Raw genomic sequence first — 12,403 nt, forward strand, 5'->3', positions numbered from 1 at the left:
AGGCCGCGCGAACCTTCGACGCCTGAGAGTTTTTGTCCACGTAATTACCCCAAATGCGGGATCATCCCGAATTATCTGGACAAAAACTCGGAGTTTCCGGTGCCGGCCAATCCCCTACCCACAAGGAATTGTTGTGCCTCAAAGTACTCCCACAGAACTCGTGAGCCCGACGGCGCAATCCGTCGTTGTCGACTCCACCCTCAGCGCCGAGGGCTACAAAAAATCCCTGAGCGGCCGCCAGGTCACCATGATTGCCATGGGCGGCGCCATCGGCGTCGGCCTCTTTATGGGTGCCGGCGGACGCCTGGCCTCCACGGGCCCCGCCCTCATCTTTTCGTACGCCATTGCCGGCGTCATCGCCTACCTGCTGATGCGGGCCCTGGGCGAGCTGATCATGTACCGCCAGACGTCGGGTTCCTTCGTCAGCTACGCCGGTGAGATGTTCGGCAAAAAGGGCGCATACCTGTCCGGCTGGATGTATTTCATCAACTGGGCCATGACCGGCATCGCCGAACTCATCGCGATCGGACTGTACTTCCAGTTCTTCTTCCCCAACGTTCCTGTTGAACTGTCCGCCATCGCAGCGCTGCTGCTGCTCGTGGGCGTCAACCTCCTGAGCGTCAAGGTGTTCGGCGAATTCGAGTTCTGGGCCTCCTGCCTCAAAGTCGGCGCCATCGTGATCTTCCTGGCCGTGGGCACCTTCATGGTGGTCACCAACGCCCATGTGGGCGACGGCAACGCCTCGGTGAACAACCTGTTCGCGGCCGAAGGCGGAATGTTCCCCAAGGGTGCGCTGGTGATGATCCTGGTCCTGAACGCCGTGATATTCGCCTACAACGGCATTGAGCTCGTCGGCATCACGGCCGGTGAAATGCAGGATCCGGCGAAGGAAGTTCCGAAGGCGATCCGCGCCGTGGTCTTCCGCATTGTGGTGTTCTATGTCGGTTCCGTGACCCTCCTCGCGATGCTGTTGCCCTCGGACCAGTACGTGGCCGGCACCTCGCCGTTCGTCACGGTGTTCGGGCAGATGGGCCTCGGCTGGATGGGCGATGTTATGAACATGATCGTCATCACCGCCGCGCTGTCCTCCTGCAACTCGGGCCTGTACTCGATCGGCCGGATCTTCCGGACCATGGCCAACAACGGACATGCTCCGGAGTGGCTGACCCGGATGTCCAAGAGCCACGTGCCGTACGCCGCCATCCTGGCCATCGGCGCCGTCTACCTCGTGGGCATCCTGCTGAACATCTGGCTGGGCGGCTCACACGCCTTCGACCTCGCGCTCAACTCCGCATCGATCGGAGTGATCTTCACCTGGGGCGCCATCTTCGCAAGCCAGATCGCGCTGCGCAAGAAGAAGGGCAAGGTCTCCTCCCTGCCCGCGCCCGGCGGAACCTGGAGCAGCTGGGCCGGCCTGGTTGCCCTCCTGGCCATCACGGTGCTGATCGGCTTCGACACCATGACCAGCAAGACCGGCGAGGTGTTTATGCTGGGCCTCTGGACCCTGGCCACCATCCCGTTCTTCGCCCTGGTCCTGTGGCTGGGCTGGCAGAAGGTCAAGCGCAACGAGCCAAAGAGCGAGCTTTTCTGCTAGGGCTTTTCGCCTCAGCAGCCGGAGTCTCTGCGGCCGGACACTAAGAAGTACGACGACGGCGGGTCACCCTTTCGGGGGCGGCCCGCCGTCGTCGTCGGTTGAGCCTGCCGAAACCCCATCGATTGCTCCCCACCGGCCCCCTCGCCTCGCAAGCTCGGCCAGGGAACCCTGCCGGCGTGGGCCCAGACGCCCTTTAGAGCGCTCAAAAGGGCCGTTGCGGAGCAACCGATGGGTTAAGTCCGGTTGGCGTCCACGCTCTTGAGGTGCCGGGCGAAGTGGTCTTCGATCCGCTGCCAGGCTTCGGGGGAAGATTCCGGGTCCGGGCCGATGCCCATAACGCGCATCAGCGGCCGGAAAACTGCCGGGCCGAGGTCGGTTTCGTTGAGGAACGCGTGGCCTGCGGTGGGGAATTCCTTGACGCTGTTTTCGATGCCGAGCTTGTCTAGGGCGGTCTCGAGCTTGTCCGCCGCACCCTTGAGGGTGAGGTCCCGCCCGCCGAAGTTGGCCACGATGGGGCAGGCGCCCCGGAGGGCTACCTCGAGATTGCCGGGCAGGCGGCCATAGTTGACCGAGGCGGCGTCGAAGCCGTCGCGGGCCACCAGCAGCGCGAATCCGCCGCCCATGCAGAAGCCGATCACCCCGGTTTTGCCGGTGGACAGCGGTGAAGTGGCCAGCCAGGTCCGGGCGGTGGCGAGGTCGGTGAATGCCCGGCCGCTTCCCCTGACCATGCTCCGCATGGTGCTGACCAGGCAGCGGCGCGGGCCGCCGTCGCTGAACAGGTCCACCGCCAGCGTCAGGTACCCGGCGCGGGCCATCCGGTCTGCATGCCCGCGCACCAGGCCGTTCAGGCCGAAGGCTTCGTGGATCATCAGTACCGCGGGGAACGGGCCTGGTCCGGAAGGCGTGGCGAGATATCCGCCCAGCGAAGGCGAACCGCCGGAAGCGGCACTCTGGGCACTCAGGTCCACATTCGTCATGGGCCAAGGGTAACCGGCGCCGTCAATCCCCTCCATCGACGGGGTGGGCAGACACAAGAACGGCGGCGGACCCCCCATGGGAATCCACCGCCGTCCGGCTTTGGGAAGGACTAGTCCTTCTTGAAGGTGTCCTTGACGTTTTCGCCGACCTTCTTGGTGTCAGCCTTGACCTGATCCGCCTGGCCTTCGGCTTTGAGCTTGTCGTTGTCCGTGGCGTTGCCGGTCGCTTCCTTGGCCTTGCCGCCCAGGTGCTCCGCTTCGTTACTGATCTTGTCTCCGAGGCCCATGATTCTGGCCGCCTTTCGTTTCCAGGGGATCAAACAATGCCGCTTCAGAATATCACAAAGCATGCTTACCATTTCAAGGGGCTCCCGATATCAGTTGCTGTCGAATGTCAGTGCCCCGGACTAGGCTCGATGCATGGAACACAGTACAAGCCTGACCCAGCACATCAATGCCGCGCCGGAAAAGGTCTGGGCGGTCATCTCGGACATCCCGGGTTCCGCGGCCACCCTGTCCGGCATCGACGCCGTGCAGATGCTCAGCGACGGGTCCTACGGCGAGGGGACGCGCTGGAAGGAAACGCGGACCATGATGGGCCGCTCGGAAACTGTGGAGATGTGGGTGGCGCAGGCTGATCCTCCCCGCAGCACCACGGTCAAGGCCCTCCAGGGCGGCGCCGATTACACGTCGCGCTTCAACCTGGCCGAGCGCGACGGCGGGACGGACCTGACGCTGACTTTCGGCGCCGACGTCGTCAAGCCCACACTCTTCAGCAAGGTCACCATGGCCCTCTTCGGCAAGATGGGCATGAGCATGACGCGCAAGGCGCTCACCAAAGACCTGGCGGAAATTGCGGCCAAAGCGGAATCGCTCTAGTGGCCTCGAAGGCACCGAAGGTTACGGCTCCGCGGCTCTCGCCGGTCAGCCTGGAGGACATCACGGATGATCCCGCCCCGGACTTCCAGCGTGGTGAAAGGTACGACGGCGTCCGGTACAGCAGCGCGGCGGCCGACGGCCTGGAGCTGAGCGGCACGGATTTTGCCGAGTGTGAGTTCCAGGGCGTCTCCTTCAATGACACCCAGCTCCGCGGGGCCACCTTCCGGGACTGCATCCTGTCCGAGCTGTACGCGCCGGTGTTCCGGGCCGCCCGCTCCACGTGGCGGGACGTGCAGCTGAACAATCCGCGGCTGGGTTCCGCTGAGCTGTATGAGACCGGCTGGCAGTCGGTCCGGATCGACGGCGGCAAACTGGACTTCCTCAATCTGCGCGGGTCCAAACTGACCGACGTCGTCATCAGCGACTGCATCATCAACGAACTGGACCTCGGTTCCGCCTCCGGGACGCGCGTGGCGCTGAAGAACTGCACCATCGGAACCCTTGATCTGACTGGTGCGCGGCTGAAGGATTTTGACCTTCGCGGCACGGATTTCCGGACCGTCAGCGGCCTCGGGAGCCTGGCCGGCGTGGTGATCGATGACTATCAGCTGAGCCTGCTGGCGCCACTCCTTGCAGGGCACCTCGGCGTCGTGGTCCTGTGAGTGTAGTCTTTATAGAACGAACGGTCGGTAAATAGGGCGGTCACTGGACGGCCCGGAAGATTCCGGCCCCCTGGCGTAAAGGATTTGTTCTTATGGTCGAGGCTTTTCTTGTTGGCGGCGTCCGCACTCCTGTGGGCAGGTACGGCGGTGCGTTGTCGTCGGTCCGGCCCGATGACCTGGCCGCATTGGTGATCCGCGAGTCGGTGTCCCGTGCGGGCCTTGACCCGAACAGCATCGAGGAAGTCATCGTCGGCAACGCCAACGGTGCGGGTGAGGAAAACCGGAACGTCGCCCGGATGGCCACCCTGCTGGCCGGACTTCCCCTCCACATCCCGGGCATCACGGTCAACCGGCTGTGCGCGTCGGGGCTGAGCGCCATCATCCAGGCCAGCCAGATGATCAAGTCCGGCGCCGCGGACGTGGTAATCGCCGGCGGCGTAGAGTCCATGAGCCGGGCGCCGTGGGCCCAGGAGAAGCCGGCCGCAGCGTTCGCGAAGCCGGGACAGATCTTTGATACGTCCATCGGCTGGCGCTTCGTCAACCCGCTCTTCCAGAAGGGCGCGCTGGCGCGGGACGGCAAGATGACCTACTCCATGCCGGAAACCGCCGAAGAAGTGGCCCGCGTGGACGGCATCAGCCGCGAGGACGCCGACGCCTTCGCGGTCCGCTCCCATAAGCGTTCCCTCGCCGCCATCGCCGCGGGCCGGTTCAAGGACGAGATCGTCCCGGTGACGGTCAAGTCCCGCAAGGCACAAACCGTGGTGGACACCGATGAAGGCCCGCGCGCCGGCACCACCCTGGAGGTCCTCGCAGGGCTGCGCCCCGTAGTCCCGGGCGGTTCCGTGGTCACGGCCGGGAACTCGTCCACGCTGAACGACGGCGCTTCGGCCATCATTGTCGCGTCCGAGGCCGCCATCCAAAGGCTCGGCCTGACACCGCGCGCCCGGATCATCGACGGCGCCTCCGCCGGCTGCGAACCCGAAATCATGGGCATCGGCCCGGTCCCGGCGACGCAGAAAGTGCTCAAGCGTAGCGGCCTCGGCGTTGGTGACCTGGGCGCCGTCGAGCTTAACGAAGCGTTCGCCACGCAGTCGCTCGCGAGTATGCGCCGGCTTGGCCTGGACCCGGACACCGTAAATAACGACGGCGGAGCCATCAGTCTGGGGCATCCGCTCGGTTCCAGCGGGTCACGGATCGCCATCACGCTGCTGGGCCGGATGGAGCGCGAGGACGCCAAAATCGGCTTGGCAACGATGTGCATCGGCGTGGGCCAGGGCACCGCGATGCTGCTGGAGCGTGTCTGATGCCCGCCCCGGACAGCGCGAACGGACACTTGAGCGCCCTTGACTTCGGCACCCTCCTGGTCGAGGAGCGGGATGACCGTGTGGTGGTCCTCCTCAATCGCCCCGAGGTCCGGAACGCCATTGATCAGCAGATGGTGGACGAACTCCACGTCGTCTGCGCCGCACTGGAGCAGAATCCCAAAGTCCTGATCATCTCAGGGGTCGACGGCGTCTTCGCCTCGGGTGCGGACATCGCCCAGCTGCGCGAGCGCCGGCGGGACGACGCGCTGCAGGGCATCAACTCCACGATTTTTGTCCGGATCGCCAAGCTGCCCATGCCGGTCATTGCCGCGCTGGACGGGTACTGCCTCGGTGGCGGCGCCGAGCTCGCCTACGCGGCGGATTTCCGGATCGGAACGCCCAGCGTCCGGATCGGCAACCCCGAAACAGGGCTGGGGATCCTGGCCGCGGCCGGGGCCAGCTGGCGATTAAGAGAGCTGGTGGGGGAGCCGTTGGCCAAGCAGATCCTGCTCGCGGGCCTGGTGCTCCGGGCGGAAGAGGCCCTCGCTGCCAGCCTGATCACGGAGATCCACGAGGCACCGGACCTGATGGATGCCGCGCACAACCTGGCGGACAGGATCGGCCGCCAGGACCCGCTGGCCGTGCGGATCACTAAGTCTGTGTTCCACGCCCCCGCGGAGGCCCACCCGCTGATTGACCAGCTGGCGCAGGGGATCCTTTTTGAATCCCAGGCCAAATTTGACCGTATGCAGGCGTTTCTCGACAAGAAAACCGGCGACAAGAAAACTGAGAAGAAGAAACCATGACGAACCCGAACCTTCCCTCCACAGTCGGCGTCCTGGGCGGCGGCCGCATGGGCGCGGGGATCGCCCATGCGTTCCTCATCAACGGGGCCAACGTGCTGGTGGTGGAGCGCGATGAAGCATCCGCCGAAGCCGCCCGCGAACGCGTGGAATCCGCCGCCGCGAAGAGCATCGAACGCGGAGCCGTCGACGGCAACCTGGATGAGATGGTGTCGCGGCTCGAGGTCACGGTGGACTACGACGACTTCAAGGACCGCCGGCTGGTGGTCGAGGCCGTTCCCGAAGAGTGGGACCTGAAGGTCACCTCGCTCCGCGGCATTGAGGAGCGCCTGGCCGCGGACGCGTACCTCGCCTCCAACACGTCGTCCCTGTCCGTCAACGGCCTGGCCCGCGAACTCAAGCGCCCGCAGAACTTCCTCGGCCTGCACTTTTTCAACCCCGTCCCCGCCTCCACCCTCATCGAAGTGGTGCTCGGCGAGAAGACGTCCCCGGACCTGGCGGATGCGGCGAAAAGGTGGGTCGAGGCACTCGGCAAGACCGCCGTCGTCGTCAATGACGCACCGGGCTTTGCGTCGTCGCGGCTGGGCGTGGCCATCGCGCTGGAGGCCATGCGCATGGTGGAGGAAGGGGTGGCGTCCGCGGCGGACATCGACGCCGCCATGGTGCTGGGCTACAAACATCCCACGGGCCCGCTGAGAACCACGGACATTGTGGGCCTGGACGTGCGGCTGGGCATCGCCGAGTACCTGCATTCCACTCTGGGGGAACGCTTCGCACCGCCGCAGATCCTCAAGGACAAAGTGGCCCGCGGCGAGCTGGGACGGAAGACCGGCAAGGGATTCTTCGACTGGGCTGAGTAGGATTTCCGGGTGACCCTCTTTGAACCCATAACCCTGACCGGCCGGCACGTGATTCTCGAGCCGCTGAGGCGCGATCACCATGACGGACTTGTGGCGGCCGCGCAGGATGGCGAGATGTGGAAGCTCTGGTACACATCCGTGCCTGCGCCGGACGGGATGGCCGCGGAGATCGACCGCAGGCTGGCCCTGCAGGAGCAGGGGTCCATGCTGCCGTTCACCACGCGGCTGATCGATCCTGCCACGGGCGGCCCGGGACGGATCATCGGGATGACTACGTACTGCCATATCGACGCCGGTACGCCCCGCGTGGAGGTCGGCTACACGTGGAACGCCGCGTCAGTGCACGGCACCGGCACCAACCCTGACTCCAAGCTGCTGCTGTTGCGGCACGCGTTCGAAACCCTGGGCTGCGTGGCCGTGGAGTTCTGTACGCACTGGCTGAACCACCAGTCCAGGGAAGCGATCGCCAGGCTGGGTGCAAAGCAGGACGGCGTGCTGCGCAGCCACCGCCGGACCAGCGACGGCGTCCTGCGCGACACCGTGGTGTTTTCAATCCTGGAGCACGAGTGGCCCATGGTGCGGAATGGGCTGGAGCACAGACTCGCCAAGCACGCGTAACGGCAGTATCTCCGAGTTTTGTCCAGATGAACGCCTCAAACCGTCGGTGAAGTGGCGTTATCTGGACAAAAACTCGGGAGGGGCTAGTTCTAACGGAAGGCGCCTTGGGTGACCAGCGATGCATGGTAGCCGTGGCGGTAGCCCTCCCCGGTGGGATGGAAATTGGCGGGGTCCAGAATGGTGGCGGCATTGAAGTTGATCCAGGGCTCGGCTGAGCCAATGCCATGGCCTGCGAAGGCCGGTGCGACGTCGACGAACTCAGCACCAGTTCCAAGTGCGGTCGAGCGGATAACATCGTTCAGCCCAGCAGTCAGTTGATTGACCACGCCCGCCCGGGGATCCGGATAGGTCGGATCAAACAGCATCGGATAGCCGGTAAACACGATTTGTGCGCCAGGGGCCTGCGCGTCGACCGCTAGGCTAAGGCCAGCCAAGCATTGCACGAGTGCGTTTGTGCTGGGATTGTCGCGTGCGTCCTGAAGCATTGCAGCACGAACTGCAGCGGCCCCCAGACATGCATCCGGAGCTGCGAAGCAGGTGGCCAACAAACCCGTAGTGTCGAGGTCATTACCGCCGACGGTGATCGTGATGACTTTGGCGCCGGCAAGGCTGGCCGGGAGGTTGCCGGCAACTGCTCCAATCGTGTACCCCGAGCAGGCTGCATTCGCCGTTAGCTCCAGTCCCCGGAGGTTGGCTGCAATGACCGGGTATCCCTTACGGCTCACAAAACAGGTCCGGGCCGTGTAAGGTGCCGCGCCTTGCCCGGCGGCGTAGGAGTCACCCAACCCCACATAGTCAACCTTCGGCGGCGGCGCCGCTGCGGCCGGGATGGCCGCGAAGCCCAATGCCATTGCCATGGTGGCGAGGCCTGCCGCAAAAGCCGAGCGCCGACGTCGTACTCTTGAAGCAGCCATCGAATTTCCCCTTTTTGACTATCAATTGAACAAATAGCACAGGCATGTAACAGTCAACGTACGCCCCAAACAAGGCCCGTCATCGGACCGGAGTACTCGATTTTCCGCGCGGCTACCTGCCCCGGTACCTGCCCCGAGCGTGCAGGCAGAGGCGGCTTTGTGGTTAGCTGTCCGGGTGGAGACGACAGGGGGAGCCGTGGGCTGGGACGGCGCCGTGAATGCCTGGCACGTTGCCGGCCGCGTCTATCGGATGGGGCGCCGCGAATGGCTCACCGAGGCAGGCTGGCGGCAGGCGTACGACGACGGCGTCCGCACCGTGATTGATCTCCGTAACCCCCGTGAAGCGCAGCGCCGGGACACCGACCCTGCCGTGGCTGAATCGGCGTGGTCCGGCGTCGGGATCGTCTCGGCGCCCACAGAAGAACCTGATGATCCGAGGTTTACTGCCGTCTGCGGACCGTACCTCAACGATCCCGCCCACTATCTGCACAATGTCCGGCTCTACCCGGCGAAGTTCGTGGCGGTGTTCCGCGCTGTCGCGGCAGCCGAGGCCGGCGCCGTCGTCGTTCACTGCGCAGCGGGCCGGGACCGCAGCGGAATGGTCGCGGCCATGCTGCAGGACCTTGCCGGCGACCCTGACCAGCTCATTGCGGACGGCTACGCCAAAGCCGCCCGCGGCATCAACGAACGCTTCCGGACGCACGGCCCGCCCCACGCGGGCGAACGCTACATCGACGGCGCTGAACTGACACCCCTGCTTGAGCGGCGAGGCCGGACGGTGGTGGAGTTTGTCCGGGAGCTGGACACACGCACCTTCCTGCTGCGCAACGGCCTGTCCGAGGCCGAACTGGGCGCCGTCCTGAGCTTGCTCGGCAGCCGGGTGGCGCCATGAATGCCATGAAGTATGTGGCGGCGTCGCTCGCGGTGGCAGGAGTGTTGATGCTTATCGCCGGGCCGTTCTGGGCCGTCCTCGCGTCAGATTTCGGAACTACGGACGAGAACTTCGGGCTCGGCGACGGGACCGTCGACGGCGAGTGGCTCCCGGGCCAGATCTTCCTGATGGTGGGCGGGGCAGTTACGTGCCTGGCTGCGGTGGTCGCCGCGTACATGGCACGGCGGAGCGGCACAGATGAATAGAACGAAAGCGACGGCACACAGTTTGAAACGCGTATTTGCAGCAGCAGCGGCTGCCGGAGTGGCACTTTCCGTGGTGCTCGGGGCAGTGCCCGCATGGGCTGTTGAACAGCCGGCTGTTGAGCCGCCGCCGGTTTCGGAAAGCCCGACGGCGGGTGGTTCCGGAGTCAGTGACGTGCAGCCCGGTGACGTGCAGACTAGCGACGCGAAACCCAGCGACGCCGGACTTCGTGAAGCTGCCCTGCGCGATCTTGGCCTCACCCCCGAGGACTTCGCCGCCGCGGGCCAGTTGGGCAAGCAGGCCGCGGACGCGGCGGCGGCCCTGAAGGACATTCCGGGCTACCTCGGAACCCGGCTCCACGACGGCAGTATTCTGGTTGCCGGCTCCGGGGCCGCGCTGGAAGCGGAGGTGGCCCGGCTCAGCGTGACCATCCCCGCCGTCACCCTTGAAGCCCCACCCGCCGTGCCGCCGTCGAACGCTCCTGCGGAGGGAACCGACACGCCGGCCGGCACCGAACTGGCCCAGAGCACCCAGGAGTTGTACCAGGCGTACCTCCGCGACGTGGGCGCGTCCGGGTTGCAGGCCGTGGCCTACACCGGTAGCAGGTTCGTTGTCCGCACGGGCGGAATCAACGGGTCCGAGGCCACGGTGCCTGATCCGGCCAACGCCGGAAACGCCGGCCCGGGCTCCGTCAGCCCGAGCCTCACCAGCCCCAACACGGACGGCAAGATCTCGCCCGCCGAGTTTGTGGCCCGCTACGCCAACGTGGAACTCGACGCCGGGGCTGCAATCGTGCCCGAGGCGGACGTCCCCGGAGGTTTGGGTTACGCCGCTGACAACGGCATCATCTGCTCCACAGGTTTCTCGGCGTTTGACCCCGCGGGGCTGCCCGCAGTCCTCACAGCCGGACACTGCGCCCACGACGGCGCCGCAAAATCGGCCACGCTTCAATTCCAGGGAGTGCCTGCCGGGCTGCTCGGAAGGTTCGGTTTCAACCAGTTCGGCGGACCTGGGAACAGCGCCGTCCCGAGTCCGCTGGATCTGACCAACCCCGGCAACGTCGGAACGGACATCGCCGTTATTGAGGAACTTCGTGCAGACCTCGACCCACTGCCGGCCGCCAGTACGTGGGGGAATGCGTCTGAGCCGGGTCCGGACGTCAAGGTCATCGGGGCGGCCGCTCCGGTCATAGGAATGCCGGTCTGCCGCTCCGGCCGCACATCAGCATGGTCCTGCGGAACCATCGACGAGGTGGGAATCTACGTGGTCCAGGGCATCACCGCGGCACCGACCGATTTGAGGGCGTTCAACGGTTTCCTGTCCTTCGACGTCCAGTCCAGCGGCGGAGATTCCGGCGGGCCCTGGGTCAGCGGGAACTACGCGGTGGGCACGCACTCGGCCGGGGACACTCCGGATGAGAATGGCAACTTCGTCAAGAACTTCGCCATCGCCGCCACTTTGGAAGACTCATTGGCGGTGTTGCCCGGCTACCAGCTGGAACTCTTCCTCAACAAACCGACGGTGATGTCGCCCGCTCCGGGGGCAACATTCGACGCCGGACAGACTGTCACCGGCACGGTTGCCGCAGCTCCGGCGTCGGCCGTCGCGGCGGGTTCGAAGGTCAGGATCACCGTGAGTGGACAGGCTCCCCTTGAGGTTCCTGTGGATGACGGCGGTGCGTGGTCCTTTGCTGCCCCCGCTGTGGCCGGTCCGCTGCGTTTCACGGCCGAAACGGTCAATGGCTTCAGCACATCCGGTGCCGCGGCCTTCGAGTTCGCCCCGGTCAGTCAGCCCACCCAGCAGACCCCGCAGTCCGTGCCTCCGGCTGAGGTACCAGCCGCGAACGGTGCAGTGACTCCGGCAGGTGACAGCGCCGCCGTCGTACGTCCGCTTGGTGACAGCAGGGCGCCAAGCCTGGCCAATACCGGCGCGTCCGGGTTGATTCTGTTCGCCGGACTGGCTGCTGGTGCGCTCGCCGTCGGCGGTGTGTTCCTGGTGTTGGCGAAGCGGCGGAAGCGGCAGCACCTCACCCCAAGTTGATCTATCACTTATCGTCGTCATCAGCGTGGAATGGCGACGTTAAGTGATAGGGCAACCGGAGGGCGGACGCTCTACTTCTTCGGCTTCATCAGCAGGTTGGTGATGCGCAGCGTGCAGAGGCGCTGGCCGGCGTCGTTGGTGATCAGGACCTCGTGCGTGGTCAGGGTGCCGCCGAGGTGGATGGGTGTGGCGGTGATGGTGATCTGGCCCGCGCGCGCGGAGCGGTGGTGCGTCGCGGAAACGTCCACTCCCACGGCAGTTTTCCCCAACGTGCTGGCGTGGATCACGGCCGCCCAGGAGCCCACCGCCTCGCCCACTGCCAGGGACGCGCCGCCGTGCAGCAACCCGAACGACTGCCTGTTGCCCTCCACAGGCATCGTCGCCACCACGCGCTCCACCGATTCCTCGAGGATTTTCACGCCCATCTTCTCGTCGAGCTCACCGAGGACGATCTTCCACGGGGTGGTGCCGTGAACAGTGGTGCCGTGAACAGTGCCCCCATGGGCAGTGGCATCCGGCGTAGTGGCGTCCGGCGCAGCGGATTCCGGGGATAGGGCGGTCATGGGTCTCCTTTGGCGAGGCGGAACTTCCAGTGTGCAGTACAGCACAGTCATGTA

14 protein-coding genes are annotated in these 12,403 nt (G+C 65.4%); 10 read left to right on the forward strand and 4 right to left on the reverse strand.

Annotated elements, in window-relative coordinates; translation table 11 throughout:
- Positions 1-133 precede the first annotated feature (133 nt).
- Entirely contained in the window at positions 134-1,594 is a 1,461-nt protein-coding gene (locus AC50YA_RS14060) for an amino acid permease (RefSeq protein ID WP_494982885.1), read from the forward strand.
- A 233-nt stretch (positions 1,595-1,827) separates the two neighbouring features.
- Here the strand turns inward: AC50YA_RS14060 and AC50YA_RS14065 are convergent, their stop codons facing one another.
- Positions 1,828-2,571 carry a dienelactone hydrolase family protein gene (locus AC50YA_RS14065; RefSeq protein ID WP_494982886.1) on the reverse strand — a complete coding sequence of 248 codons (744 nt, stop codon included), beginning with the start codon at positions 2,569-2,571 and terminating at the stop codon, positions 1,828-1,830.
- 110 nt (positions 2,572-2,681) lie between these two features.
- Positions 2,682-2,858, reverse strand: a complete 177-nt coding sequence (locus tag AC50YA_RS14070) for a CsbD family protein (RefSeq protein WP_494982887.1) — start codon at positions 2,856-2,858, stop codon at positions 2,682-2,684.
- A 133-nt stretch (positions 2,859-2,991) separates the two neighbouring features.
- On the opposite strand from AC50YA_RS14070, the gene AC50YA_RS14075 reads away from it, so the two are divergent.
- From AC50YA_RS14075 to AC50YA_RS14100, 6 genes are all read left to right on the forward strand, one after another.
- On the forward strand, positions 2,992-3,450 hold the full coding sequence (locus AC50YA_RS14075; protein ID WP_494982888.1) for an SRPBCC family protein: 459 nt from the start codon (positions 2,992-2,994) through the stop codon (positions 3,448-3,450).
- On the forward strand, positions 3,450-4,112 hold the full coding sequence (locus tag AC50YA_RS14080; RefSeq protein ID WP_494982889.1) for a pentapeptide repeat-containing protein: 663 nt from the start codon (positions 3,450-3,452) through the stop codon (positions 4,110-4,112). Before AC50YA_RS14075 ends, AC50YA_RS14080 begins: the two co-directional genes overlap by 1 nt.
- A gap of 92 nt (positions 4,113-4,204) precedes the next feature.
- Positions 4,205-5,416, forward strand: coding sequence for a thiolase family protein (locus tag AC50YA_RS14085; RefSeq protein WP_494982890.1), 1,212 nt, complete (start codon positions 4,205-4,207; stop codon positions 5,414-5,416).
- Positions 5,416-6,222 carry an enoyl-CoA hydratase/isomerase family protein gene (locus AC50YA_RS14090; protein WP_494982891.1) on the forward strand — a complete coding sequence of 269 codons (807 nt, stop codon included), beginning with the start codon at positions 5,416-5,418 and terminating at the stop codon, positions 6,220-6,222. The genes AC50YA_RS14085 and AC50YA_RS14090 overlap by 1 nt, the downstream gene beginning before the upstream one ends.
- Positions 6,219-7,079: a 3-hydroxyacyl-CoA dehydrogenase family protein gene (locus AC50YA_RS14095; protein ID WP_494982892.1), complete on the forward strand. Its 861-nt coding sequence runs from the start codon at positions 6,219-6,221 to the stop codon at positions 7,077-7,079. Before AC50YA_RS14090 ends, AC50YA_RS14095 begins: the two co-directional genes overlap by 4 nt.
- Before the next feature lie 9 nt (positions 7,080-7,088).
- On the forward strand, positions 7,089-7,697 hold the full coding sequence (locus AC50YA_RS14100) for a GNAT family N-acetyltransferase (RefSeq protein ID WP_494982893.1): 609 nt from the start codon (positions 7,089-7,091) through the stop codon (positions 7,695-7,697).
- Positions 7,698-7,786: 89 nt separating this feature from the next.
- On the opposite strand, the gene AC50YA_RS14105 is transcribed toward AC50YA_RS14100, so the two are convergent.
- Positions 7,787-8,548, reverse strand: a complete 762-nt coding sequence (locus AC50YA_RS14105) for an SGNH/GDSL hydrolase family protein (RefSeq protein ID WP_494982894.1) — start codon at positions 8,546-8,548, stop codon at positions 7,787-7,789.
- Between the two features lie 238 nt (positions 8,549-8,786).
- Here AC50YA_RS14105 and AC50YA_RS14110 point away from each other — a divergent pair, with 238 nt between their 5' ends.
- The 3 genes from AC50YA_RS14110 to AC50YA_RS14120 are packed head-to-tail and all read left to right on the forward strand — an operon-like array spanning position 8,787 to position 11,786.
- The gene (locus AC50YA_RS14110) at positions 8,787-9,503 is read left to right on the forward strand and encodes a tyrosine-protein phosphatase (protein WP_494982895.1); all 717 of its coding nucleotides are present in this window, start codon (positions 8,787-8,789) and stop codon (positions 9,501-9,503) included.
- Entirely contained in the window at positions 9,500-9,748 is a 249-nt protein-coding gene (locus AC50YA_RS14115) for a hypothetical protein (RefSeq protein ID WP_494982896.1), read from the forward strand. The genes AC50YA_RS14110 and AC50YA_RS14115 overlap by 4 nt, the downstream gene beginning before the upstream one ends.
- 22 nt (positions 9,749-9,770) lie before the next feature.
- Complete coding sequence (locus tag AC50YA_RS14120) at positions 9,771-11,786, forward strand: S1 family peptidase (RefSeq protein ID WP_494982897.1); 2,016 nt, start codon at positions 9,771-9,773, stop codon at positions 11,784-11,786.
- 71 nt (positions 11,787-11,857) lie between these two features.
- On the opposite strand, the gene AC50YA_RS14125 is transcribed toward AC50YA_RS14120, so the two are convergent.
- Positions 11,858-12,211: a PaaI family thioesterase gene (locus AC50YA_RS14125; protein WP_494982938.1), complete on the reverse strand. Its 354-nt coding sequence runs from the start codon at positions 12,209-12,211 to the stop codon at positions 11,858-11,860.
- Positions 12,212-12,403 lie beyond the last annotated feature (192 nt).

This window comes from Pseudarthrobacter sp. RHLT3-21 (assembly GCF_059383495.1).

What these genes read in the sequence shown, in the direction of transcription:
- AC50YA_RS14065 (WP_494982886.1), bottom strand. Translation starts at nt 2,571, where the DNA reads ATGACGAATGTGGACCTGAGTGCCCAGAGTGCCGCTTCCGGCGGTTCG.
- AC50YA_RS14070 (WP_494982887.1), bottom strand. Translation starts at nt 2,858, where the DNA reads ATGGGCCTCGGAGACAAGATCAGTAACGAAGCGGAGCACCTGGGCGGC.
- AC50YA_RS14075 (WP_494982888.1), top strand. Translation starts at nt 2,992, where the DNA reads ATGGAACACAGTACAAGCCTGACCCAGCACATCAATGCCGCGCCGGAA.
- AC50YA_RS14085 (WP_494982890.1), top strand. Translation starts at nt 4,205, where the DNA reads ATGGTCGAGGCTTTTCTTGTTGGCGGCGTCCGCACTCCTGTGGGCAGG.
- AC50YA_RS14090 (WP_494982891.1), top strand. Translation starts at nt 5,416, where the DNA reads ATGCCCGCCCCGGACAGCGCGAACGGACACTTGAGCGCCCTTGACTTC.
- AC50YA_RS14095 (WP_494982892.1), top strand. Translation starts at nt 6,219, where the DNA reads ATGACGAACCCGAACCTTCCCTCCACAGTCGGCGTCCTGGGCGGCGGC.
- AC50YA_RS14105 (WP_494982894.1), bottom strand. Translation starts at nt 8,548, where the DNA reads ATGGCATTGGGCTTCGCGGCCATCCCGGCCGCAGCGGCGCCGCCGCCG.
- AC50YA_RS14115 (WP_494982896.1), top strand. Translation starts at nt 9,500, where the DNA reads ATGAATGCCATGAAGTATGTGGCGGCGTCGCTCGCGGTGGCAGGAGTG.
- AC50YA_RS14125 (WP_494982938.1), bottom strand. Translation starts at nt 12,211, where the DNA reads ATGGGCGTGAAAATCCTCGAGGAATCGGTGGAGCGCGTGGTGGCGACG.